Annotated in this window: 28 protein-coding genes; 13 read left to right on the forward strand and 15 right to left on the reverse strand. The window is 36.1% G+C overall.

The genetic code is table 11. The annotated features are described in order from the left end of the window. The first annotated feature begins 35 nt into the window (after positions 1-35). Entirely contained in the window at positions 36-1,889 is a 1,854-nt protein-coding gene (locus ACQKM9_RS15345; protein ID WP_427735218.1) for a transglycosylase domain-containing protein, read from the forward strand. A 57-nt stretch (positions 1,890-1,946) separates the two neighbouring features. On the opposite strand, the gene ACQKM9_RS15350 is transcribed toward ACQKM9_RS15345, so the two are convergent. Then, entirely contained in the window at positions 1,947-2,504 is a 558-nt protein-coding gene (locus ACQKM9_RS15350) for a DUF5366 family protein (protein WP_427735219.1), read from the reverse strand. A 166-nt stretch (positions 2,505-2,670) separates the two neighbouring features. Here ACQKM9_RS15350 and ACQKM9_RS15355 point away from each other — a divergent pair, with 166 nt between their 5' ends. Genes ACQKM9_RS15355 through mnhG form a run of 7 tightly spaced genes read left to right on the forward strand, consistent with a single transcriptional unit; the run spans position 2,671 to position 8,440 of the window. Then, entirely contained in the window at positions 2,671-5,085 is a 2,415-nt protein-coding gene (locus ACQKM9_RS15355) for a Na+/H+ antiporter subunit A (protein WP_427735220.1), read from the forward strand. Further along, positions 5,072-5,494, forward strand: coding sequence for a Na(+)/H(+) antiporter subunit B (locus ACQKM9_RS15360; protein WP_427735221.1), 423 nt, complete (start codon positions 5,072-5,074; stop codon positions 5,492-5,494). The genes ACQKM9_RS15355 and ACQKM9_RS15360 overlap by 14 nt, the downstream gene beginning before the upstream one ends. Further along, positions 5,494-5,838, forward strand: a complete 345-nt coding sequence (locus ACQKM9_RS15365; RefSeq protein WP_427735222.1) for a Na(+)/H(+) antiporter subunit C — start codon at positions 5,494-5,496, stop codon at positions 5,836-5,838. The genes ACQKM9_RS15360 and ACQKM9_RS15365 overlap by 1 nt, the downstream gene beginning before the upstream one ends. Then, a complete protein-coding gene (locus tag ACQKM9_RS15370; RefSeq protein WP_427735298.1) occupies positions 5,831-7,315 on the forward strand; it encodes a Na+/H+ antiporter subunit D in 1,485 nt (494 codons plus the stop codon). Before ACQKM9_RS15365 ends, ACQKM9_RS15370 begins: the two co-directional genes overlap by 8 nt. Before the next feature lie 6 nt (positions 7,316-7,321). After that, a complete protein-coding gene (locus tag ACQKM9_RS15375) occupies positions 7,322-7,801 on the forward strand; it encodes a Na+/H+ antiporter subunit E (protein WP_427735223.1) in 480 nt (159 codons plus the stop codon). Further along, the gene (locus ACQKM9_RS15380; protein WP_427735224.1) at positions 7,798-8,079 is read left to right on the forward strand and encodes a Na(+)/H(+) antiporter subunit F1; all 282 of its coding nucleotides are present in this window, start codon (positions 7,798-7,800) and stop codon (positions 8,077-8,079) included. The genes ACQKM9_RS15375 and ACQKM9_RS15380 overlap by 4 nt, the downstream gene beginning before the upstream one ends. Then, positions 8,063-8,440, forward strand: coding sequence for a monovalent cation/H(+) antiporter subunit G (mnhG, locus tag ACQKM9_RS15385; RefSeq protein ID WP_038188527.1), 378 nt, complete (start codon positions 8,063-8,065; stop codon positions 8,438-8,440). The genes ACQKM9_RS15380 and mnhG overlap by 17 nt, the downstream gene beginning before the upstream one ends. A gap of 45 nt (positions 8,441-8,485) precedes the next feature. Here mnhG and ACQKM9_RS15390 read toward each other — a convergent pair whose 3' ends face one another. Beyond that, complete coding sequence (locus ACQKM9_RS15390; protein ID WP_427735225.1) at positions 8,486-8,743, reverse strand: penicillin-binding protein; 258 nt, start codon at positions 8,741-8,743, stop codon at positions 8,486-8,488. Between the two features lie 67 nt (positions 8,744-8,810). Further along, positions 8,811-10,319, reverse strand: coding sequence for a leucyl aminopeptidase (locus ACQKM9_RS15395; RefSeq protein ID WP_427735226.1), 1,509 nt, complete (start codon positions 10,317-10,319; stop codon positions 8,811-8,813). A 155-nt stretch (positions 10,320-10,474) separates the two neighbouring features. Between ACQKM9_RS15395 and ACQKM9_RS15400 the strand changes: the two genes are divergently transcribed. After that, on the forward strand, positions 10,475-10,948 hold the full coding sequence (locus ACQKM9_RS15400; RefSeq protein ID WP_427735227.1) for a divergent PAP2 family protein: 474 nt from the start codon (positions 10,475-10,477) through the stop codon (positions 10,946-10,948). A gap of 67 nt (positions 10,949-11,015) precedes the next feature. Here the strand turns inward: ACQKM9_RS15400 and ACQKM9_RS15405 are convergent, their stop codons facing one another. The 4 genes from ACQKM9_RS15405 to ACQKM9_RS15420 form a co-directional block, all read right to left on the reverse strand. Next, complete coding sequence (locus ACQKM9_RS15405) at positions 11,016-11,345, reverse strand: YuiB family protein (protein WP_427735228.1); 330 nt, start codon at positions 11,343-11,345, stop codon at positions 11,016-11,018. Positions 11,346-11,448: 103 nt separating this feature from the next. Continuing rightward, positions 11,449-11,946, reverse strand: coding sequence for an NUDIX domain-containing protein (locus ACQKM9_RS15410; RefSeq protein ID WP_427735229.1), 498 nt, complete (start codon positions 11,944-11,946; stop codon positions 11,449-11,451). 60 nt (positions 11,947-12,006) lie between these two features. After that, positions 12,007-13,224, reverse strand: coding sequence for an NAD(P)/FAD-dependent oxidoreductase (locus ACQKM9_RS15415; protein WP_427735230.1), 1,218 nt, complete (start codon positions 13,222-13,224; stop codon positions 12,007-12,009). A gap of 371 nt (positions 13,225-13,595) precedes the next feature. Then, on the reverse strand, positions 13,596-13,958 hold the full coding sequence (locus ACQKM9_RS15420; RefSeq protein ID WP_427735231.1) for a HesB/IscA family protein: 363 nt from the start codon (positions 13,956-13,958) through the stop codon (positions 13,596-13,598). 144 nt (positions 13,959-14,102) lie between these two features. Between ACQKM9_RS15420 and ACQKM9_RS15425 the strand changes: the two genes are divergently transcribed. Further along, on the forward strand, positions 14,103-14,801 hold the full coding sequence (locus ACQKM9_RS15425) for a DUF2225 domain-containing protein (protein WP_427735232.1): 699 nt from the start codon (positions 14,103-14,105) through the stop codon (positions 14,799-14,801). 85 nt (positions 14,802-14,886) lie between these two features. On the opposite strand, the gene ACQKM9_RS15430 is transcribed toward ACQKM9_RS15425, so the two are convergent. Then, a complete protein-coding gene (locus ACQKM9_RS15430) occupies positions 14,887-15,108 on the reverse strand; it encodes a NifU family protein (protein WP_038188571.1) in 222 nt (73 codons plus the stop codon). Between the two features lie 328 nt (positions 15,109-15,436). Here ACQKM9_RS15430 and ACQKM9_RS15435 point away from each other — a divergent pair, with 328 nt between their 5' ends. Then, positions 15,437-15,769, forward strand: coding sequence for a YuzD family protein (locus ACQKM9_RS15435; RefSeq protein ID WP_427735233.1), 333 nt, complete (start codon positions 15,437-15,439; stop codon positions 15,767-15,769). Between the two features lie 60 nt (positions 15,770-15,829). Here ACQKM9_RS15435 and ACQKM9_RS15440 read toward each other — a convergent pair whose 3' ends face one another. After that, the gene (locus ACQKM9_RS15440; protein ID WP_038188575.1) at positions 15,830-16,897 is read right to left on the reverse strand and encodes an NAD(P)/FAD-dependent oxidoreductase; all 1,068 of its coding nucleotides are present in this window, start codon (positions 16,895-16,897) and stop codon (positions 15,830-15,832) included. 155 nt (positions 16,898-17,052) lie between these two features. On the opposite strand from ACQKM9_RS15440, the gene ACQKM9_RS15445 reads away from it, so the two are divergent. Continuing rightward, positions 17,053-17,289 (forward strand): YuzB family protein, encoded by a 237-nt coding sequence (locus ACQKM9_RS15445; protein WP_427735234.1) that lies wholly within the window; start codon positions 17,053-17,055, stop codon positions 17,287-17,289. Positions 17,290-17,341: 52 nt separating this feature from the next. On the opposite strand, the gene ACQKM9_RS15450 is transcribed toward ACQKM9_RS15445, so the two are convergent. Together ACQKM9_RS15450 and ACQKM9_RS15455 are read right to left on the reverse strand one after the other, a co-directional pair. Further along, on the reverse strand, positions 17,342-18,106 hold the full coding sequence (locus ACQKM9_RS15450) for a TIGR01457 family HAD-type hydrolase (protein ID WP_427735235.1): 765 nt from the start codon (positions 18,104-18,106) through the stop codon (positions 17,342-17,344). Then, a complete protein-coding gene (locus ACQKM9_RS15455) occupies positions 18,103-18,555 on the reverse strand; it encodes a DUF86 domain-containing protein (protein WP_427735236.1) in 453 nt (150 codons plus the stop codon). Before ACQKM9_RS15455 ends, ACQKM9_RS15450 begins: the two co-directional genes overlap by 4 nt. An 89-nt stretch (positions 18,556-18,644) precedes the next feature. On the opposite strand from ACQKM9_RS15455, the gene ACQKM9_RS15460 reads away from it, so the two are divergent. Further along, the gene (locus ACQKM9_RS15460; RefSeq protein WP_053418631.1) at positions 18,645-18,911 is read left to right on the forward strand and encodes a DUF3055 domain-containing protein; all 267 of its coding nucleotides are present in this window, start codon (positions 18,645-18,647) and stop codon (positions 18,909-18,911) included. Between the two features lie 438 nt (positions 18,912-19,349). On the opposite strand, the gene ACQKM9_RS15465 is transcribed toward ACQKM9_RS15460, so the two are convergent. The 4 genes from ACQKM9_RS15465 to ACQKM9_RS15480 all read right to left on the reverse strand — a co-directional run bounded on the left by ACQKM9_RS15465 (position 19,350) and on the right by ACQKM9_RS15480 (position 22,781). Next, entirely contained in the window at positions 19,350-19,745 is a 396-nt protein-coding gene (locus tag ACQKM9_RS15465; protein WP_427735237.1) for a YutD family protein, read from the reverse strand. Between the two features lie 14 nt (positions 19,746-19,759). Next, the gene (gene lipA, locus ACQKM9_RS15470; RefSeq protein WP_427735238.1) at positions 19,760-20,695 is read right to left on the reverse strand and encodes a lipoyl synthase; all 936 of its coding nucleotides are present in this window, start codon (positions 20,693-20,695) and stop codon (positions 19,760-19,762) included. A gap of 175 nt (positions 20,696-20,870) precedes the next feature. Next, the gene (yunB, locus tag ACQKM9_RS15475; RefSeq protein ID WP_427735239.1) at positions 20,871-21,635 is read right to left on the reverse strand and encodes a sporulation protein YunB; all 765 of its coding nucleotides are present in this window, start codon (positions 21,633-21,635) and stop codon (positions 20,871-20,873) included. A 42-nt stretch (positions 21,636-21,677) separates the two neighbouring features. After that, complete coding sequence (locus ACQKM9_RS15480) at positions 21,678-22,781, reverse strand: HD-GYP domain-containing protein (RefSeq protein ID WP_427735240.1); 1,104 nt, start codon at positions 22,779-22,781, stop codon at positions 21,678-21,680. Positions 22,782-22,829 lie beyond the last annotated feature (48 nt).

Here is a 22,829-nt window from a genome sequence, read left to right on the forward strand (position 1 = left end):
ATACATACAGAAAAGTTAAATTAAGGGGGGTATCATTGAGAAAATTAGTTGGTAGTCTTATTATTATCCTCTGTATTCCTCTACTGTTTTTTCTAATCAATCAAATTTCAATAGAGAAGAATACAGCTAATACTTTGGATAAAAAATTCACATCTTCCATTCAATTAGATGAGACAAACTCACTCCTTCCAACTGTCTTAAGAGATCAAAATAAAGATACCTTTTCAGAGGAATATACGGAATGGCGCAAACCTATGAAACTTGCGGATATTCCAGAGTTTGTTCAAGAACTATTTTTATATAGTGAAGATGAGCATTTCTATGAACATATTGGCTTTGACTTAAGTGCCATTGCACGTGCTGTTGTTGCAAACTCATCAAGTGGTGAATCTTCGCAAGGTGGGAGTACCATCACACAACAACTTGTTCGCATGCGTTATTTATCAGAGGAAAAATCTTATGAACGAAAAGTACTTGAAATTTTCTATTCATATGAGTTAGAAAGAAAAGCTTCTAAAGATGAAATATTAAATATGTATTTAAATGAAATGTACTTTAGTAATGGCGTTTATGGTATTGGTGGCGCATCAACTTATTACTTTCAACGCCCAGTAAATAATCTAACAAAAGCTGAGATGGCGTTTTTAGCTGCCATTCCAAATAACCCCTCTTTATATGACCCTGTCAAACATTTTGATAATACGAAGAAAAGACAGGAACGCCTTATCAATAAATTAGTAGATAAGGAAATTCTAACAGCAAAACAAGGAAAGAAAATTAAAAAAGAAAAAATAACACTTTCTATCAAGCAGAAAAAACAACTTTACCCTGCTTATAGTACGTACGTATTAAGTGAATTGCGATCATTAATCGCCGACAAAGAAGGATTTACAAAGCAACTTAAAGCAGCTAAAACAACTGCTGAAAAAAGAGGCATTAATAATAAGCTGACAAAAAGGGTTAATACTTTGTTAAATGATGGTCTGATTATCGATACTGCCCTATCTCCTAAGAAGCAAACAGCAGATCAGAATGCAATCGATCAAGCTATTTCCTATACTCAAGATCTACAAGCAGCAGCCGTTGTTATTGATAATAACAGTCGTGAAATTGTTAGTATTTATGGTGGTAAGGGGTATGAGAAATTTGATTATAATCGAGCATTTCAGGGAGTACGTCAGCCAGGTTCTGCATTTAAGCCATTAATTGATTATGCACCTTATTTTGAAATCACATCAGCAACACCTAATACAATTGTGAGCGGTCAGCCTTTCTGTATCGGCTCTTATTGCCCTCAAAACTATGGAGGTCAAGTGATTGGCAATGTAACTCTTCAACAAGGTTTCCGAAATAGTTACAATACTGTTGCTATGCGTTTGTTTCATCAAATTGGTGCTGACAAAGCATTTTCCTTCTTGAAGCCATTTCAATTTAATTCAATATCAAAAGCAGATCACATCTATCCTGCCGCTATAGGTGGATTAACACATGGTGTTACGACTTTAGAATTAGCTGATGCTTATACTAGCTTTATTAATGGGGATTACGAGCCTGTCCATGCTATTCGTCAAGTACAAAGTCGCGATGGTAAGCTTCGATATAAGTGGGAGCAAAAGCAAAAACAAGTTTGGTCACCTAGTACCGTCCAGCATATGCGAACATTATTAACGGACGTTGTTCAAAATGGAACGGGAGTTGGTATTCATATTAACGCTCCCTATGTAGGTGCTAAAACAGGTACTACTAATGATTATCGTGATTATTGGCTTGCCGGCTTAACAGATCGCTATACTTCTGCAGTTTGGATTGGGTTTGACCGTCCTAGAAATATGTACTGGCTTGAAAACGCCAAAATTCACCATCGTATATTCTCTAATATTATGCAATAAATCAAAAAGCTGTCGAGGGTTAGTTATCCCTCTGACAGCTTTTTATGTTCCCAACATTTAGATTGGTAAACTTGCTAAAATACCGTTATACAATTTATAAATGACATAAACAATTAAAGTTATTAAGATACTCCAAAGTAAAATATCAAATATTAAAACACCAATCGTTGAACCAAACGTCATATGATTACTAATTTTATAAATGACATAAATAAAGTATGTAAGAACAGTGAGTAAGAAAATAACCATTAATAACATGAACGATTGAATGCCAAAAGCAGAAGCTATGGCTCCAAAGAAGAAAATAACATTTCCCCCTCTTGCTTCAGCGACTGTTTTACCATCTAGATCTTTTGAAAAAAACAGCATTGCTAATTCATGAATTGTCTCTCCAATCAACTTTAACGCAGAGAACAACATAAAATAGCAAAGTGCAAAAACAATTAACAAAAATACACGTAACTGTATTTCTGATAAAAACTCGCGCATACCTGTGTATACACCAATAGATTTGAAGACTTCAATGGATTCTGTTACTGTATACAATCCAAACGTTAAACTAAATAGAATGATCGTAATCAGCGGTAAATATCCATAAACATAAGGGTTTTTCATCTAAATTCCTCGATTATTTTATTATTTACTTCCTATTTATAATATCGAATAAATACCAATACTATCAAGGGTAACAATAAAGATTTTGCCATGCAAATGGATCTATAATGAGCTATAATATGATTTGTTGACTGCAAATTAAGACTTTTTTGGAAGGAGGATTTGTTTGGTACAAGTATTATTTATATTCATACCAATTATCGCTGCAATCTTTATACCTGTTCTTTTTAAGAAGGTAAGAGGAATCCATACTGGCTGGTTTGTATTAATTGTTCCAGTTGTGTTAGCAGCCATTTATGCCTCTTATATTTCGCGAGTGATGCATGGAGAAGCCATTGTTTCAAAGGTCAATTGGGTTCCATCACTTGATATCTCATTTATCTCCTATATTGATGGCTTAAGCCTATTATTTTCGCTTCTGATTACGGGAATAGGTGCATTAGTCGTTCTATATTCTATCTTCTACTTAGATCGTACACGTGAGCAATTACATAATTTTTATGTCTATTTGTTAATGTTCATGAGTGCCATGCTCGGCGTTGTACAATCAGACCACTTAATTAGCTTATATCTATTTTGGGAGTTAACATCTATTTCTTCTTTCTTATTGATTGGCTATTGGTATGACCGTGATCGTTCTAGATTTGGTGCCTTAAAATCGATGATGATTACTGTATTTGGTGGCCTCATGATGTTAGGAGGTTTCATTCTTTTATCCATCATGGGTGAAACGTACTCCATTCGTGAACTCATCGCACAAGCTCCAACACTTGCTTCACATGATTGGTTCACCTTATCACTAGTACTTATTCTTTTAGGAGCATTTACAAAGTCTGCACAGTTCCCATTCTACATTTGGTTACCTGATGCAATGGAAGCGCCTACACCGGTTAGTGCATATCTTCACTCTGCGACGATGGTTAAAGCAGGTATATATTTAGTAGCGCGTTTAACACCTATTTATGCTAGCTCTGAGACTTGGGTGTGGCTCGTTATGGGAGTCGGTTTATTTACATTATTCTGGGGTTCTTTCTTTGCTGTAAAGCAAACAGATTTAAAGGGCATATTAGCTTTTTCAACTGTCAGTCAATTAGGACTAATTATGTCTTTGCTTGGTGCAGGAGCTGTTGCATTCCATGTTGATCAAGCGCAGGATACTGTATTTAAATTTGCTGCCTTTGCAGCTATCTTTCACCTTATAAATCACGCGACATTTAAAGGTAGTCTATTTATGATTGCAGGTATTGTTGACCATGAAACTGGTACACGTGATATTCGCAAGCTTGGTGGATTAATGAGTCTGATGCCTATTAGTTTTACAGTCGCAGCAATCGGCAGTTTCTCAATGGCCGGTATTCCACCATTTAACGGATTTTTAAGTAAAGAAATGTTCTTAACATCTATGCTTGCCATAAAAGATTTCAATCTTTTTGCAATGGATACTTGGGGAACTATTTTCCCTATCGTTGCTTGGATAGCTAGTGTCTTTACATTCGTTTATAGCTTCTATTTTGTATTCAAAACATTTACCGGTAAATATAAACCAGAATTATTACCCAAAAAAGCCCATGAAGCACCGATTGGTATGCTTGTTTCACCAATAATTTTAGCTTCACTTGTGGTAATCATATTCTTTATCCCAAATATAATTGGCGACGTTTTTGTAAAACCAGCTGTGCTAGCCATCCAACCATTCTTATATGACACAGCTAGTGCTGTTCCAATCCATATTTCTGCTTGGCATGGCTTTCAACCTGAGTTATTTATGACCATTGGTATTTTCGTTGTTGGTTTCTTGCTTTTCTTAACGATTCCAAAATGGCAAAAGTTATACAAAATCGTACCAGATTGGCTGTCAATAAATCGTTTATACGACCGATTCATGACATTCTTAGATAAGGATTTAAATTTTATTTCAAAACTTTATATGACTGGTTCAATTCGCAATTACTTAGTCTATATGTTCTCTTTCATCGTTATCATTACTATTAGTACTTTATTCGTAAAAGATGCTTTTAGTTTCTCAATGGAAGGTACAGCACCAATTCATGTATATGAGATTATTTTGATTCTTGTCCTAATTATTAGCACTATGACTGTTTTGTTCTCAAAATCACGCTTAACAGCCATCATTGCGTTAGGAGCCGTAGGTTATACGGTAGCGCTGTTCTTCGTTATCTTTAACGCACCAGATTTAGCTTTAACACAACTCGTTATTGAAACGGTATCAGTAGCATTATTCTTACTTGCGTTTTACCATTTACCGAAACTTAGTCGACATGAAGAGCGAATTCGATTCCGCTTAAACAACTTTATCATCTCATTAGGTGTTGGTGTAATGGTGACACTCGTTGCTTTGTCTGCACAATCTCAAAAGCTTGTACCTTCTATTACGGAGTATTACAAAGAAACCGTCAATACATTAGCCGGTGGTGGTAATATCGTAAACGTGATCTTAGTAGACTACCGTGGATTCGATACATTATTTGAAATAACGGTGTTATCTATTGCTGGTATGGCTATCTTAGGTATGATTAAACTCCGCCTAAGTAGAAAGGAGAATGAGCATGAAAACAAATGATGTCATTTTAAAAACGACTACGCATGTCGTATTTTTTATCATCTTTCTCTTTTCAATTCATATTTTTTTAGCTGGTCACTTTGCACCTGGTGGTGGATTTGTTGGAGGATTACTTACTTCAAGCGCCATCGTACTTTTACTGTTAGTTTACGATATAAAAACTGTTCAAAAATTATTACCGATCAACTATACAATTATGACTGCAAGTGGTTTAGTATTAGCACTCGGAACTGCTTCAATAGGTATGTTTTTGGGTAAACCTTTCTTCAAGCATTATTTCGATCATTTCTACCTACCACTAATTGGTGATACCGAATTGCATACGGCAATGCTTTTTGATACAGGTGTTTATCTAGTAGTTGTTGGTGTTACATTGACAATCATTCAATCGATTGGAGGGGATGATTGATGGAAGTCATTATGTCCATTGCCATTGGTTTTCTATTCATGGCAGCTGTCTACTTAATGCTATCTAAAAGTCTACTTCGCATTATTATTGGTACTGGCCTTCTTAGCCACGGTGCTCACCTACTTATTTTAACAATGGGTGGTTTAGGCGGTAGCGCACCTCCAGTTTTATCAGAAGGCGTTACAGATATGGCTGATGCCATCCCACAAGCATTAATCTTAACAGCGATTGTTATTAGCTTTGGTGTTACTGCTTTCTTCTTAGTACTAGCTTATAGAGCTTATCAAGAGCTTGGCACGGATGATATGAATTTAATGAGAGGAACTGATGAAGATGATGAGTAATTTCTTATTGTTGCCGATCATCATCCCGTTCTTCTTTGGAATGTTGTTGATGTTTGCACCAAAAAATATTCGTTTTCAACGAACTGGAGCAATGACAGGTTTATCAATTGCAGTAGTTGCTGCTATTTTCTTGTTATTTAAAGTAAAAAACGAAGGTCCGCAAGTTGTAACATTTGGGGACTGGCCTGTTCCATTCGGGATTACAATGGTTTCAGATATGGTATCTGCATTACTAGTCCTAACATCTGTTATAATTACCTTCTTTACAGTATGGTATAGCATTGCAGCGATAGGTAAAGAACGTGAATCGTTCTTCTACTACCCAGGTATTTTATTTATGCTGACCGGTGTGAATGGTGCCTTTACTACAGGTGATATCTTCAACCTATTCGTTTTCTTCGAAGTGTTGTTAATGTCTTCATACCTGTTAATCGTTCTTGGTGGGGAAAAGGCACAATTACGAGAGTCCATTAAGTATATTTTAGTCAATGTAATTTCATCTGCTATTTTTGTTATTACAGTAGCTTATTTATATTCGGTTGTAGGAACGCTAAATATGGCTGATATTGCTGTGAAAATTGCGGACATTCAGCAGCCAGGTATTATCACCGTCATTGCTGTTTTATTCTTAATTGTATTTGGTTTAAAAGCAGCCATTTTCCCACTGTTTTTCTGGTTACCATCTTCATATTCCGCTCCTCCTATTCCTGTACTTGCACTATTTGGAGCGTTATTAACAAAGGTTGGCGTTTATGCTATAACTCGTACATATACGTTATTCTTCGTACATGATATGAGCTTTACGCATGAACTACTAATGATTTTATCTGTACTAACGATTCTCGCTGGCTGTATTGGAGCATTAGCATACTTCGATGTGAAGAAAATTATTATTTATAACATTATTATTGCTGTCGGTGTTATTTTATTTGGGGTATCTCAAATGAATGACAATTCGTTAATGGGCGCAATGTTTTATTTAATCCATGACATGCTAATTAAAGCAGCACTATTCTTCTTAGTTGGCATCATCATTGCTGTCACAGGCACCTCAGATTTACGAAAAATGGGCGGTCTTATGAAAACCCACCCTGCTTTAGGTTGGTTTTACTTAATCGCAGCATTTGGACTTGCTGGTATCCCACCATTAAGCGGTTTTATTGGTAAACTATTAATCGTTCGTGGAGGTTTTGAAGCAGGTAATCTATGGGGGAGTTTATGGATTTTATTATCCAGCTTAGTTGTATTACTATCTGTAATTCGCATTTTCATCTATGCATTTTGGGGCAAAGAGAAAGGTCCATTACAACCTGTGGATAAAGGTTACTATCGAATGATGTTTATCCCTACTGCTATTCTAGTAGTGCTAACTGTATTTTATGGCGTTGGTTCAGAATGGATTACACCATTTATGCAAGATGCAGGAAATATATTAAATAATCCATCTGTTTATACAGATGCCGTGTTAAAGGAGTAGATGACGATGGCTTTTCAAATCTTATTAAACTTCTTTATCGCATTTATATGGATGTTCTTGTCTACTAACTTCGCTTCAAGTAACTTTGTAGTAGGTTTCATATTAGGTATGATCATGATTTATATTATGCGAAATTTCTTCACGAGTCGTCTTTATATTAGTCGATTTTGGTCAGTGATTAAACTAGTAGTTTTGTTTATGAAAGAGCTGATACTCGCTAATTTCCAAGTATTTATGGTCATTATTAAACCTAAGCTTGATATGAGTCCAGCATTTTTCGCTATGCAAACTGAACTAGAACAAGACTGGGAAATCACATTGTTGTCCAGTTTAATAACATTGACTCCTGGCACGATTGTTGTCCATGTGTCTGATGATTCGAAAACACTTTATATTCATGCAATTGATATTGACGATGTTGATTCAGCAGTTGACTCTATCAAAAATTCCTTTGAAAAGGCCATACTGGAGGTGAGTCGTTCATGACGTACTTTATTTGGGCTATTATTGTCATTGTGACACTATCACTAATCGGATTAGTTTACCGCCTTGTAAAAGGACCTTCTGTTCCAGATCGTGTGATAGCACTTGACTCTATAGGTGTATCTATCATATCTCTAGTTGGTTTGTTTTCCATTTTCATCGAAACAAGTTTCTATTTAGATATTATTTTACTGTTAGCGATTCTATCCTTTATCGGTACTGTAGCTTTCTCTAAGTTTATAGAAAAAGGAGAGATCATAGAACGTGACAATTCTCGCTAATATATTAATCGTTTTAACAATCTCTTTTGGGGCTATATTTATCATGGTAACTGCGATTGGCCTTATTAGACTACCTGATGTATATTCGCGGTCACATGCGGCTTCTAAGAGCGCTACATTAGGTGTTATGAGTATTTTAATCGGCGTGTTCTTACACTTTTGGTTAATAGAAGATCATTTTAATCCTCGTATTTTACTAGGTATCTTATTTTTGTTCATCACAGGTCCTGTTGGTGGCCATGTTATAGCTCGTGCAGCATACTTTTCAGGTGTAAAAGCTTGGAAAGGCACTGTGAAGGATGAATTAAAACCAGAATATGAACGCAAAATGAAAGAAGCTTCTATAAAAGAAAAAGAATGAAAAAAGGCTTTTGTCTCCATACGAATGGGACAAAAGCTTTTTATTTTACCAGTAAGGTCTACCACATGGAGGTCCAAAGGGTGGTCCGCATTGTGGTCCATAATTCGGCCCAAAGCTCGGTCCAAAACTCGGTCCAAAGTTCGGTCCAAAGTTCGGTCCAAAGTTAGGCCCAAAGTTAGGTCCGTAGTTTGGTCCATAAAACTGATTATAAGGTTGACGTGGTCTAATGGATGATCCGACTAAGCCTCCAAGAAAGCCTCCCAAAAACGGTCCGCCGAAAAATCCGCCGCGAAATGGAAACATAAGCCTCCTCCTTTCTGCTCTATACTATGTGTCTTAGTAAAGTACAGCTAGGTCTTGGCCCATTTCACTACTTATCTTCCTCTGCTAAACGCTCGACAAATGTTGCAATGGTACGAACCATTACACCAGTACCACCTTTAGGACCTAAATCATGTGCACTGTGAGCATCTGATGTTCCAGCTATGTCTAGATGAATCCAAGGTATATCACCAACAAACTCGCCTACAAAGCCACCACCGAAAATCATATGCCCGTCAGAACCTGGAGAGTTATTTAAATCTGCTACATCACTTTTTCGAATTCGTTTCTTATCGTTTTCTGTTAAAGGTAATTGCCATACGAATTCTCCTGCTTCTACAGAAGCTTCACGGAATGTCTCAAACAATGTCTCATCATTAGTTAAAACACCTGTTTTATCGTAACCAAGAGCTGTAATGACGCCGCCTGTTAATGTTGCCACATCAATGATATAGTTTGCACCTTGTTGTTTTGCATAAGTTACTGCATCTGCTAATACGAGACGACCTTCCGCATCAGTATTTAAAATCTCTACAGTTTTTCCACTAAATGTTGTAATAACATCATCTGGTTTAAAAGCTTCACCTGAGATCATATTGTCTGTTGAACCAATAACAGCGATGACATTTTTGTTTGGACGTAATTCACCAATTATTCTCATTGCGCCAAGTACAGCAGCTGCTCCACCCATATCGCCTTTCATACCAACTATTCCTGTTTTAGTTTTAATAGAATAGCCACCTGTATCAAATGTAACACCTTTACCAACTAGACCAATGACATCTTCCCATTTATCAGTTGCTTGGTATTTAATCGTAATAACACGCGGTTCTTCAACTGAGCCTTTATTGACTGCTAAAATAGCACCCATTCCTAGCTCTTCTATTTGAGCTTTATTTAAAATTTCATATTCGAAATCATATTGTTTAGCAAGTTCTTCCGCATAATCTGCTAATTTTGTAGCCGTTAATATATTACCTGGTAAATTCACTAAAGTACGTGCTTCATTTACAGCTTCAGCATATACTTGCCCTACTTCAAAACCAGCCACTATTTCTTGCATATCTGTTGTCGTTATGAAGCTGACTTCTTCTATTTTCACTTCGATTGCATTAGATGTCGTTTTATAATTTTGTACGTTATAATAACCTAAACCCGCACCTTCAGCTGCAATAATGGCTACTTCTGTCGAGTCAATGTCAGCGGTTACAAATGAATCTACCCATAATGCAACTGTTTTAGAATTTAGTTTATGTAGTTCCTTTCCAACTAAGCCGAATGATTCACGCAATTCATCTGTGCTTAGCGTTTTACGGTCTCCCAGTCCAACAAATAGTATGCGCTTCACTTGAGTTGATGGTATAAAGCTTGGGATTTTCGTTAATTTTTTTAGACCTGTAGCAATGTCTCCCTCTTTAATCCATTCTGTAATAGGATTGCCAAAGACTTCTACGAAATCTAACCATCCTACTAACTGCTCTTGATTTTTAGATACACCGACAATCAATATTTCTGCTTGTGCCGATTGAAATGTTTGACCTTCTTTATTGATGTTCATCTGAATCCTCCATTCCTATATGATCAATTCTATTATATCAAAAATATTACATTAAACGAAATGTTCGGATTCCGAATTTCTTTAGAGTTTTTTCAATGTTCTGTCCTATGTTATAGTATTACTAACTTATTTTCGGCTAGAAAGGTGCTGATTTAGTGGAGCTGCTTCACAATATTCCCCTGCTCTCCTCAATTTTTGCAATTATCTTTGCACAATTTGTTAAAATCCCTATTCATTTCATTGCAACTAAGAAGATTGATTGGTCACTTTTCACGTCTACTGGTGGCATGCCAAGCTCACATTCTGCGGCTGTATCAGCCCTTACAACAGCTATTGGCTTTGAAAGTGGTTTGGATTCACCTTTGTTTGCTGCTTCCACGGTATTTGCTATTATCGTTATGTTTGATGCAACGGGTATACGTTATCAAGCAGGACAACAAGCAATCATTATAAATCAACTACGCAAAGATTTCCAAGTTTTTGTTAATGAAGCAAAAGGCTGGAATAATAAAAAAGAAGAAGAAAAAATGCAAGAACTAAAAACACTTTTAGGGCATAGACCAAGCGAAGTATTCTTTGGAAGTTTAACTGGTATACTCATTTCAGTTATCGTCTATACAATCTTTTAAAATGTAAAAAAGCAGTGTCCGATTTAAAATCGTGACACTGCTTTTTTTTGCCGATCGATCGTTCAAGTTAGAACATACGATAGCCATTTCTTCGTAGTGCTTTCATTACTAAGCCTGCAATAATAGCGCCTGCAAGCCCACTTGCTAGAATAAGAATATCAACTATTTGTAATGATACTAGTTTATCCCCTAATGCCGGGAATGCAGTTCCTGGCTTAAAGAAATAATCGAAAAAACCCACTTCATCAACAATGAAGATGACAACTATCGGGTAGACAATCGCCATGAACCAAGTAGCACGGAGTAACATATTGATTAAGAACCCGATACCAAAGAACATAACGAGGAATAATATCATTGATAATACCAATTGTACAATTGAAAATGAACCAGCCATATATTCGAAACCTCCATTTTTCCTCTCATAAGTGTACATGATTGAAACAATGCTTTCAACGACTAGTAATTTATTTCAAAGCTTTGTCATAATTCAAATATTACTAGAAAAACAATTTATATGAGGTATAACCAAATATATTATCTGGCTCTAAATTATCTAAAGCACTTTTTCGAGCACTTATTTCTGTTTTTAATAACTCTAGTATCATTATCGACGTACGCTCGTCCTCTTTTAAAGCTAATGGAGACATCCAACGTGCTTCATATAATTCATCTAATTGTGCAACAACTGGCTGTAAAGGATCGTTCGCTATTAAATGAAAAACGGCCATATTATCACTTATATCATTTTTTAGTACGCCTGTCCGCAAACCAATTAAACCTAGAGTGGTAGCATCAATCCCAGTTTCTTCTTTTATTTCTCTAATTACAGCTTGATCTGCAGTTTCAGCTGGCTGTACAAACCCCGCAGGTAATGACCATTTACCATCAAGACCACCATAGCGCTTCATCACTACAAGCCATTCACCATTATTATTCTCTACTAAACCTGATACACCTAACCAAACTTTCAAACGGTCTTGTTTATTCAATGACATTACCTCCCAATAAAAAACTCCCTACAGTTATAATAACTGAAGGGAGTGTGTAAGGTACAATTATAGTACGTTGAATTTACCTTTTTTAAGAACTAAGCCAGCGCCACCAACCATGTAAAGTGCACGGTTATCGATTACTTTTTTCATGAATGAAGCCGGTTTACCAGTGATTTCTTTACCGAATACTTCACCGATTGCGTCAGAATCACCAAGAGAACATACAGTACCTTTAAGTGCTGGTACGAATTCTTTCGTGTCTTTGCCTTCGATTAGAGCAATCAGGTTTTCAGCAACTGTAATTGCTTGTTGCATAGCGATTTGAGCTGTTGTTGGGTAAGGACGACCAGCTTCTTCGTTCATTAAGAATGCACAGTCACCAACGATGAATAATTCTGGGAATCCAGGAACACGTAAGTCTTTATCAACTGCAACGCGAGCACGTTTTGATGGAATATCTGATTCTTCAACAATGCGTGAACCACGAACACCAGCAGCCCATACTACAGTACCAGCTTTGATGAATTCGAATTCTTCTTCACCTTTTTTAATTTTAACGCCTTCTGGAGTAGCTTGAACTACTGGAGTACCGATTGAGAATTCGATACCTTTTTTAGTTAGGTAACCTACAGCGTATTCTACTAATTCACGAGAGAACATAGGTAATACAGTTGGAGCTGCTTCTACACAGATAACGCGTACTTTCTCTTGAGGTGCATCGTATTCTTTGCAAAGCTCTGGAATACGGTTAGCTAATTCACCAAGGAATTCGATACCTGTAAACCCTGCGCCACCAACAACGATTGTTAATAACGTATCATCTTTTTCAGCAGGAGCTTGTGATGCCCACTCAGCGAATTGAGAGTTAATATGATCGCGAAGTTTACGAGCTTCGTTTACATCAGAAATACCGAATGCAAATTTATCTAAACCTTCGATACCGAAAGTTTCACCTTCGAAACCAAGACCTACTACTAGGTAATCGTAAGACATTTCACCTGCATCAGTAATTACTTTTTTATTTGTAGCGTCAATAGATTCAACAGCTGCTTGAACAAAGTTAACTTTGTTATTTAACACACTTTGAATGTCATAACGTACTTTCTCAGGAGATAGAGTTCCTGCTGAAGCTTCGTGTAACCAAGTTGACTCATAGTGGTATGAGTTTTTGTTCACAATTGTAATATCGGCTACGTTAGAACCAATTTTCTTTTGCAAGTTAACAGCTGTTGTTAAGCCACCATATCCTGCACCCAATATTAATATTTTCGGTCTATTCACTAGAATCGAAACCACCTTTAAATTTTATATTCTCTGACCAATAAAAAAGAAGTATTTTACATACTTCATCTCCACCATCAGTGTGTCTATTTTTCGACAAAATACCTACATACTATATTAGACCTTTTGTTATCTGATTTCAATAGAGTATTCTTGAAAAAACGAGCGAATAAAGTTACTATTTCAGGGTTGTTTTTTTATTTTTTATTCCTTTTAATATTATTTATTAATTTTTGTCAATTTATCATACGCAACTAGTTTGATGCTAACTAATAGTTTATTTATTCCCTTAAAAAAATAAAGTATCCACGAATAAATAAAAACCTCCTCATTTTTTTGAAATGAGAAGGTTTTTTTATATAGTTTTTTAATTAACAGCTTTCAGGAGTACCTTCTGTTTTGGCTGTTCTAAACGAAGTCCCACAACCACATGAAGCGATAGCATTTGGATTATCAATTGTAAATCCGCCACCCATTAGTGATTCTTTATAATCGATTTTAGTTCCTTTTAAGATTGGTGTATCTTCACTGGAAACAAGAATTTGTAAACCATGTACTTCTTGTATTAAATCGTTTTCTGCTTTTTCATTTTCAAACCCCATACCGTATGACAGACCACTACAGCCGCCACCTTTTACAGCAATGCGTAAAAAAGAGCCTTCTTCTTCATTGTGCTGCATCATTTCTTTTACATGGATAGCAGCAGCTTCAGTAATTTCAATTACTTGCGTCATCTGTGTCACCTTCTTTCATATTTCTATCATATCAATAATTTATGTTGGAGTAAAACATCTCATACTCGAAAAATCGACACATCTAAAGACTTTTTATCTGGTATAATCGATCTATATATATTCATAGGAAACGAGGACTACATTATGGAAATTTCACCTTATTACGAGAAACAAATAGACTGCATTCATTGTAAAAAAAAATTTAATACAATTAAAGTGCGCTCAAAATTTATTAAGGTCAGTGATAATGAAAGTGATTTTCATCCGTTATACGAAAATGATGTTAACCCTCTATTATATAATGCATTTGTATGTGAGCACTGTGGGTTTTCTTTCACAGAAGACTTTACAAAGTATTTTGGACCAGGCATATCAGAAGAGATTGATAAAAAAATCAGCTTGCATTGGGAAAAACATTCATTTAAAAAAGAACGAACAATAGAAGATGCACTTCAAGTATATAAATTAGCACTTGTTTGTGGAAATATAAAAAAAGAAAAACATATTACATTAGCGGGACTTGCATTAAGAACAGCTTGGCTATACCGTACGCTAGAAAACAAAGAGCAAGAAAACCGATTTATGCTTATTGCACGTAATCAATATATAGATGCATTCTCCAATGGCGATCATAACGGTACTTCCATGTCGGAAGTTCGTGTTATCTACTTAATAGCCGAATTATCAAGAAGATTAGGAGAACGAGAAGAGGCCATTCGCTACTTCTCTCGTGTTATAGAAAAACAACGTACTTCAAATGAAACGAAAATCATTGAAATGGCCAAGGAACAATGGCAAACAATGAGACATGAAAAGGAAATGGCTGAACGTACCGAAATTTAATGCTACCTTTTGTTATTTACACTTATTTATAAGAAAAAAAGAGCCTTTAAAAGGGGGCTCTTTTTTAACTTTATACGGTTGTTGCTTAGAATACTTGTTCTACCTCAATAACACCTGGTACTTCTTCTAATAACGCGCGTTCAATCCCTGCTTTTAAAGTGATTGTAGAACTTGGGCAGCTTCCGCATGCGCCTAGTAAACGTAATTTTACGATACCATCTTCTATATCAACTAATTCACAGTCTCCTCCATCACGAAGAAGGAATGGGCGTAATTTATCTAAAACTTCTTGTACTTGTTCTTGCATATTCAATCGACTCCTTTCCTTATAATTATTATAATATCAGACGAACACAAAGGAAAGTAATTAAAATGCTCAAATAATGGTATAACAATATTTTAATTAATGTCCACTCTCAAAATGCTATTCTACCCCTCACCTTTTAAAGTTGTATTATATATAATGTATTAAACTATTTATATCATCTAATCTATTGATTGATTTCAATGTTTTTATAATAGATGATCTTTAATAGTTTAATATTGTAAGTGACAATCTTACCGTTTATCTTTATATTTATATGTAAGTACATATGGGAAAATTATAGTATTGTAAACGAGAGGAGGAATTGTAAGTGACAGAACAGACAATTGCAATCGAAATATACGGGGCTAGTGTCATGTGTGCAAGCTGTGTTAATGCACCGTCTTCAAAGGATACTTATGAGTGGCTACAAGCTGCTATTGATCGTAAATATCCGGAACAACCTTATAAAATCACATATATTGATATAGAAAATCCAATTGAAGATGTACGCCATAATCAATGGGCAGAACGAGTAAGAGATGATGAGTTTTTCTATCCATTAGTATTAATTAATAATGAAATTATTGGTGAGGGCTACATTCAGTTAAAGCCTGTATTTAAGGAGCTTGAGAAATTAGGCTTTGAACCGATCGATAAATAAATATAATAAAAAGCTGTCTCACTGTATAATGTTTTATCATTGTACGTGAGACAGCTTTTTTTAACCGTTTTGACGTTTGTACATCCACAACAAGCCTGATTTCATCAAGCGAGCAATACGACCTGTTACAGTCTTATCTGCTAAATAGACGAAACCTTGTTTCTTTCCTAGAGAACCCATAAAGCCCTTTAGCTTAATTTCTGGCATTTTCTCCGGAAGAGCTTCATTTTTCCAACGCAATTTTAATATACGAACAATATGTTCCGCTTGCTCTTCAGCTAACTGTGCACTTGGACCAAATTGTGAGGCTGCACAATCTCCAACCACATAGACATGTTCATCATTTGGTATATTCATATATTGAGTTATTACTACTCGACCAGTTCGATCAGATTCTAGACCTAAGTCACGGACTACCTTAACTGGTTGAATACCCGCCGTCCAAACAACTGCATCTACCGGAATTTGTTCTTCATGATTATGTAGCATGTGTTGTTCTACTTTTGTAATATTCGAGTTCGCAATAACTTCAACATCATTATTATCGAACCACTTTTTAACATAATTACTTAAACGTTCTGGGAAATCTTTTAGAATACGAGAGCCACGATCAAATAATTTAATTTTAAGATCCGCTCGACTTTCTCGTAATTCACTTGCTAATTCAATTCCACTTAATCCTGCACCTACGATTCCTACGACAGAACCAGATGGAAGGCCACAAAGAGCGTTATAAGCTTCACGTGATTTAGCCATTGTTTGGATGCTGTACGAAAATTCATCCGCACCAGGTACACCGTGATATTTATCTTCACAACCTAGACCAATAACTAAATCATCATACGCTACGCTATTGCCACCTTCTAATAGTACAGCTTTGTTAACTGTATCAATTTTTTCAATTTCACCATAAACGATCGATAACCGCTCATTTTCAGGGAAACTTACACGAATATGTTTCTCAGGTGTTGTACCTGCAGCTAAAGCATAAAAATCGGTTTTCAAGCTATGGAATGGCGCACGGTCTACTAGAGTGATTTGTACATCTTCTGGTAAATTGTTTGGTAATAAACGCAAAAGAATACGCATATTACCGTAGCCACCGCCTAATAAGACTAATTTTCTCATAGTAATCTCCTTCTTCTTACAATATTACATATCGATTCATTTCAAAACTGTCCACTAAGAGTATATACGATTGTGAGAAGTTTCACAATATAGACCCGAAAATTGACGAATGAAAAAAAAAATAGTAGCATTTCGAGTAGTGAGGTGAAGCGCACATGAATCCGCTTGTTGAGTTTTGTGTTAGTAATTTAGCAAATGGCTCCCAAGATACATTTGAAGTGCTAGAAATGGATCCAAATATAGATGTTTTAGAATATGGCTGCTTAAGCTATTGTACGAGATGCTCCGATTCTTTATATGCTCTAGTAAACGGCGAAATGGTTGAAGCTGAAACGCCGGAAGAATTAACAAAAAAAATCTATCAATTTATTGAAGAGAATCCTTTATTTTAACCAAAAAAGTCGCAAACTATGTGAATTAACTACATAGTTTGCGACTTTATTTTTACAATTGCCAATCGAGTAAACTATCAATGCTGTAAGTGGGTTGGATATCCTTTTTCAATACAGATTCAGTAGGTGTTACTCCAGTATTCACGTGTAATGTATCTATACCAAAGCGGATACCAGCTAATATATCCGTATCATAATTATCACCAATCATAAGCATATCCTCTTTTTCAAAGCCATTCAATTGCTGTAAAATCGCTAGCATATGAGGATGTGGTTTTCCAATATACGTAGGTTCCACACCTGTCACATTATGAATTAGCTCCGCAATCGATCCATTTCCTGGTGCAAAACCTTTTTCACTTGGAAATTTAATATCACCATTTGTCGCTACAAAATCTGCTCCATTTTGTATAGCATAGCAAGCATTTTCTATTTTAGAATAATTTAATTCCAGATCAATACCTTGCACTAACACATCCGGTTGTTCAGAAGTGAACGTTATATTTTCAGCAAGTAGAGCTTCTCTTAAGCCATCTCCACCTATCATTTGCACTGTTGCATTTGGATAATGATTGCTGATATATTTTGCAGTTGCGATAGCTGAAGTTAAAATATGCGCTTCAGGTACACATATACCCATTTTCAGTAGTTTCTGCTGTACTTGTTTCTGCGTCATACGTGCATTATTAGTGATATAGAAAGGCTCTACTCCTTTCTTTTGTAATGCATGTATAAAAGCTACAGCAGAAGGAATAGGCTCAGTCCCCTTATACACAGTCCCATCTAAATCGAAACAATAGGCTTTGTACGCTTTCATTTTTGTACCTCTGGAATGAATGCAGATACTGGACCTAGCTCATTCACTAAATAATGCTCTACTTTTGGTGCAAAAGCTTTAATGGCATCCATATTATTATTTAATACAACTACTAACTCTTCATCATTTACATCTAAAATATCACGCACAAGCGCTCGTCGTAAGCCAATTAACTCTTTTAATGGTTGATCCATTTCAGCTGTAATGACTTTTTCATCGACTAAAATATCAATTATATCTTCATAACTTCCAGGATCACGCATAATAAAACCATCAATCATGGAGTTACCCACATCAATTATTGCTTCGATTAATGTATTCGCAATACGCTCCAAAGCTAATTTACGGATATCATCTGATAACCAGTCTTTTTGGCCTTCAAAAACCACTATTAATGAATTCATATATTCAAGATTTTTTATTATTTTTTTACGATCAACGAAATACACAGTACTTCCTCCATTCAAATTATAAAAGTTGATAGTCTACTCCTTTCTATAGTACCATATCTTTAGAATCGGAAGGAGTTGCACACGCAATGGAAAGATTTTTCTTATACGACGATGTCGAAGATACAAAGACTCGTTTTGTTAGCTTCACAGGCGAATCGCAACGCTATGATTTAGCTATTTTACAAAGCGGACGCTTTTTTGGAAAAGTGCTCGTTTTAGATATGCAACTCGGCCGCTTTGCCATTCTCGGCTCAGACGACCTAGAAGAGCCAGGATACTTAGAACAAGTATACAACCGTCCCGAAGACGAAGCACAAGAACTACGAGAATACCTACATGAATTAATTGGGTAACTTAAATGCTGAAGCGGCCCGTTTAGCCCCGACTAGCACTGGAAGGCCTGAATCAAAGGCGCTTTTTGCCTTTGACCGAGGGTCTGAAGTGACCTTGAGGGGCTGGCCGCTGAAGCTGGATAAACCTTAATGCTGATGGCGCTCGTTTAGTGGAAGATAGCCTAAGTTCGCCACGTCCTGTGGCAACGGCTACCTGACCATCATCCTGTTGGCCCCCGACTAGCACTGGAAGGCCTGAATCAAAGGCGCTTTTTGCCTTTGACTGAGGGTCTGAAGTGACCTCGAGGGGCTGGCCGCTGAAGCTGGATAAACCCTAATGCTGATGGCGCTCGTCACCTCGAGCCGTTAGCGCCTGAAGCTAGATAACACCCCTTACCTCATAACTCTAACTTAACCACTTCAAATCAAAAAAATACTAAAAAACATCGATTCCGGCTTTTATAGCACGGAATCGATGTTTTTTTGTTCTTCTTGAATTGTTTCAGTGATAATGATCTCAGGCTCATCTACTGTTTCAGATTCTGCCTCTTCAAGCACTGCTTCTTTTACAGGAATCGGCGCTTTACCGGTTTTCTTTAGTACAAAATAAGCACATCCAAAATTACAATATTCGTATAAATAATCCTGTAATGTACTTATTTTCGTATCGAAAGAAGCCTTTTGATTTTTGTCATCAAAAAAGCCTTTTAAACGTAATTGGCCATAGCCCCAATCACCAACAATATAGTCATACTTTGTTAAAATATCGCTAAATCGTTCAAGAAAAGCTTCTTCTTGGAAACCCTCACGATAATCTGTTAATACATCATACGCCATTCGTTCTGCAATGACCATGTTACCACCATCCGTTAGTTATTCGTGATAGCGCTTTTTTCTTCGCCTAGCAGTTGTTTTTGTTTCGCTGCGGCATTTACTTGTTCATCGGCATGATAACTACTACGCACAAGTGGACCAGCTTCACAATGAGAGAATCCTTTACTCATTGCAATTTTGCGCAGTTTACCGAATTCTAATGGTGAGTAATATTTTTTCACCGGTAAATGTTTTTTCGAAGGTTGTAAATATTGACCGATCGTCATTATATCTACATTATTTGCGCGTAAATCGTCCATTACTTCAATAATTTCTTCTTCTGTTTCTCCAAGTCCCACCATTAATGATGATTTTGTTGGAATTTCAGGTTGCATTTCTTTTGCACGACGTAAAAACTCTAATGAGCGATCGTATTTAGCTCGAGCGCGAACTCTTGGTGTTAAGCGTTTTACTGTCTCGATATTATGGTTTAAAATATCCGGTTTCGTATCCATTAATATACGTAAATTTCCTTCAATTCCACCCATATCTGAAGGTAATACCTCAATTGATGTGAATGGGTTTTTTCGACGAATTGCACGAACAGTTTCTGCAAAAACTTCTGCTCCTCCGTCTTTTAAGTCATCACGTGCTACTGCAGTTACAACGACATGCTTTAAGTTCATAATTTCAACTGAATCTGCTACGCGTTCTGGTTCTGCTGTATCTAATTCATTTGGAAGACCTGTTTTTACTGCACAGAAGCGACATGCGCGTGTACATACAGCTCCTAATATCATAAATGTCGCTGTACGTCTTTCACCCCAGCATTCATGAATATTTGGGCATCTGGCTTCCTCACAAACTGTATGTAAGTTCTTTTCTCTCATCAGTTTCTTTAGGCCTTTATAGTCGTCATTAGTATTTAGTTTGATTTTTAGCCAATCTGGTTTTCTTATATGTTCTTCTTTAGTTGGTTTACATGATGTCATTGAAGATTCGTCTCCCATCATAAGGCTTATTTATATATTGTAGTACTTTTGTCAATGTAACATAATAAATAGTTTCAAACAACCTTCGATTACTAATATTGTCAAAATATTTTACTATACCGTGAACTAAGTAAATATTAATTTAAATAAAATAAAAAAGGAAATTAAATACCTTTTAGTTCATTTTAATTGGTACCTCGACTGATGGTTGCGTTCCTCCACCTGTTGTATAGATATTAGGCACTGTACCCTTAAGCATACCAATAGCAACTGGTATTCTTTGCTCTACAGTGGTTGATTTACTAGCAAATGGAACGATGACTTGAACATTTATGGATAAGTGAATTTGTACTTTCACGAGTGCATTATTAATACCAAATTCCTCAATTTCCGTTTCTACATTTGTATTTATTTTGCCTATAACATGAAAACGAATAGGGATTTTAGGCCCTAAATTCCCTAACAAAGGCAAGTTAGTTGCCTGCCCAATTGGAACAAAAAAGACAACGCCACCATCTTCTTGCATTGCATTGGCATCATATTCAATATCATCGAATTTCGGCAATTTACTTAAATTTCCTGATTCTGCATCTTCAAGATGGTCTTGTACTAGCGTATACGTTTCCGCCATAACACGATTAATAATTTCTGAATTAAACTTTGTCATTTTAGTATCTTCGCCTGGTACTTCTTCTATTATATCATTGACATCAAGAACATTTGCAGTTCTAGAGTTAATAGCCTTACTAATAACTTCAGATGCTATTCGATTCGTTTGGACCTCTGCATATCGTAAATATATCGGCATCAGTCTTACATTCACTAGGTAAAATAAGAGAGCAATCATCCCCAAAAAGCTTAAGATAAAAAGTGGTAATAATCGAGAGCGTTTTTGTCGTTTTTGCACTAACAATCTACGTCTTTGTTTTGGTAAACGCAAAAAAATTCCCCCTAATCATAGGCTATGACTAAGGGGTAATATTTATTCATTATGTACGAGGTATTCCACCTCAACCTGATGGATGTAAGCAGCCGGTTCATCTTCCAAACAACATTCATATGTTGCTGGCAATATTTCACCATCCTTTTCAAAAATGCGAACCCAAGGTTTATCTGTATATTTATGATTTTGTTTTGAGACAATTCCTCGTCGACCATCAGATAGTAAAACCACAGTTCCATTCGGATATATGGCGATGCATTTTTGAAATGCTTTTACAACCTTCTCATCGTATAATGTACCGATACCTTGCTTAATTATTTCCATCCCATGTGATGGCAACATTTTCTTTCGATATACGCGATTAGATGTCACTGCATCAAATACATCGGCGACAGCAATAATTTTAGCATATGGGTGGATTTCAAAATCAATCAATCCGCGTGGATACCCGCTACCATCAAGTCTTTCGTGATGTTGGAATGCACAATGTGCTGATAATAAAGAAATAGTATGTAAGTTTCTTAATAAGTCAAAGCCATACTTTGCATGAAGTTTCATTGTATCGTATTCTTCATTTGTTAAGCGCCCAGGCTTATTTAAAATCTCAAGTGGGATTAGCATCTTACCAACGTCATGTAACATGGCACCAATCCCAATTTGGCGTATTTCATCTGATGTATATTTCATCTCTCTAGCAATCGCAATCGAATAGATTGCCACTTGTAATGAGTGTTGATAGATATATTCATCATATATAAATGCATCACTCAAAACTGTAATCATTTCTTCGCTATTTATGATACTTTCAAGTAACTGCTCTATAATACATCCAAAATGTTTGGACTGTTGATCTAAACAATAGGTTAAATCTACATTATTTTGATTTTTTAACATTTTGAAGGAATCTGTTATTTTATCAACAGCTTTTCGCCTTATGTGCAAAGGCACAGCTTCAACTATATTAATATCATGAGAAATTTCATCGTTTATATATACATATTGAACATTTAATTGTAAAAGTCGGTCGGCTATTTGATTTGATGCTACGACCCCTTCATGTAGTAAAGGTCTTCCAGCCTCATTCCAAATTGTTCTCCCGATCACCATTCCAGGTTGCAACACTTTAGTTGAAATCAGCCTCATACTATTTCCCCATTCATAAACATAATCTATTCTCTATATATTGACTCA

This window comes from Viridibacillus sp. NPDC093762 (assembly GCF_050279675.1).
Lineage (GTDB): Bacteria > Bacillota > Bacilli > Bacillales_A > Planococcaceae > Viridibacillus.

What these genes read in the sequence shown, in the direction of transcription:
- ACQKM9_RS15410 (WP_427735229.1), bottom strand. Translation starts at nt 11,946, where the DNA reads ATGTCATTGAATAAACAAGACCGTTTGAAAGTTTGGTTAGGTGTATCA.
- ACQKM9_RS15380 (WP_427735224.1), top strand. Translation starts at nt 7,798, where the DNA reads ATGACGTACTTTATTTGGGCTATTATTGTCATTGTGACACTATCACTA.
- ACQKM9_RS15440 (WP_038188575.1), bottom strand. Translation starts at nt 16,897, where the DNA reads ATGAGAAAATTAGTCTTATTAGGCGGTGGCTACGGTAATATGCGTATT.
- ACQKM9_RS15370 (WP_427735298.1), top strand. Translation starts at nt 5,831, where the DNA reads ATGAGTAATTTCTTATTGTTGCCGATCATCATCCCGTTCTTCTTTGGA.
- ACQKM9_RS15390 (WP_427735225.1), bottom strand. Translation starts at nt 8,743, where the DNA reads ATGTTTCCATTTCGCGGCGGATTTTTCGGCGGACCGTTTTTGGGAGGC.
- ACQKM9_RS15365 (WP_427735222.1), top strand. Translation starts at nt 5,494, where the DNA reads ATGGAAGTCATTATGTCCATTGCCATTGGTTTTCTATTCATGGCAGCT.
- ACQKM9_RS15480 (WP_427735240.1), bottom strand. Translation starts at nt 22,781, where the DNA reads ATGAGGCTGATTTCAACTAAAGTGTTGCAACCTGGAATGGTGATCGGG.
- ACQKM9_RS15405 (WP_427735228.1), bottom strand. Translation starts at nt 11,345, where the DNA reads ATGGCTGGTTCATTTTCAATTGTACAATTGGTATTATCAATGATATTA.
- ACQKM9_RS15430 (WP_038188571.1), bottom strand. Translation starts at nt 15,108, where the DNA reads ATGCAAGAACAAGTACAAGAAGTTTTAGATAAATTACGCCCATTCCTT.
- ACQKM9_RS15360 (WP_427735221.1), top strand. Translation starts at nt 5,072, where the DNA reads ATGAAAACAAATGATGTCATTTTAAAAACGACTACGCATGTCGTATTT.
- ACQKM9_RS15445 (WP_427735234.1), top strand. Translation starts at nt 17,053, where the DNA reads ATGAATCCGCTTGTTGAGTTTTGTGTTAGTAATTTAGCAAATGGCTCC.
- ACQKM9_RS15425 (WP_427735232.1), top strand. Translation starts at nt 14,103, where the DNA reads ATGGAAATTTCACCTTATTACGAGAAACAAATAGACTGCATTCATTGT.
- ACQKM9_RS15450 (WP_427735235.1), bottom strand. Translation starts at nt 18,106, where the DNA reads ATGAAAGCGTACAAAGCCTATTGTTTCGATTTAGATGGGACTGTGTAT.
- ACQKM9_RS15420 (WP_427735231.1), bottom strand. Translation starts at nt 13,958, where the DNA reads ATGACGCAAGTAATTGAAATTACTGAAGCTGCTGCTATCCATGTAAAA.
- ACQKM9_RS15460 (WP_053418631.1), top strand. Translation starts at nt 18,645, where the DNA reads ATGGAAAGATTTTTCTTATACGACGATGTCGAAGATACAAAGACTCGT.
- ACQKM9_RS15375 (WP_427735223.1), top strand. Translation starts at nt 7,322, where the DNA reads ATGGCTTTTCAAATCTTATTAAACTTCTTTATCGCATTTATATGGATG.
- ACQKM9_RS15465 (WP_427735237.1), bottom strand. Translation starts at nt 19,745, where the DNA reads ATGGTCATTGCAGAACGAATGGCGTATGATGTATTAACAGATTATCGT.
- lipA (WP_427735238.1), bottom strand. Translation starts at nt 20,695, where the DNA reads ATGACATCATGTAAACCAACTAAAGAAGAACATATAAGAAAACCAGAT.
- ACQKM9_RS15350 (WP_427735219.1), bottom strand. Translation starts at nt 2,504, where the DNA reads ATGAAAAACCCTTATGTTTATGGATATTTACCGCTGATTACGATCATT.
- ACQKM9_RS15395 (WP_427735226.1), bottom strand. Translation starts at nt 10,319, where the DNA reads ATGAACATCAATAAAGAAGGTCAAACATTTCAATCGGCACAAGCAGAA.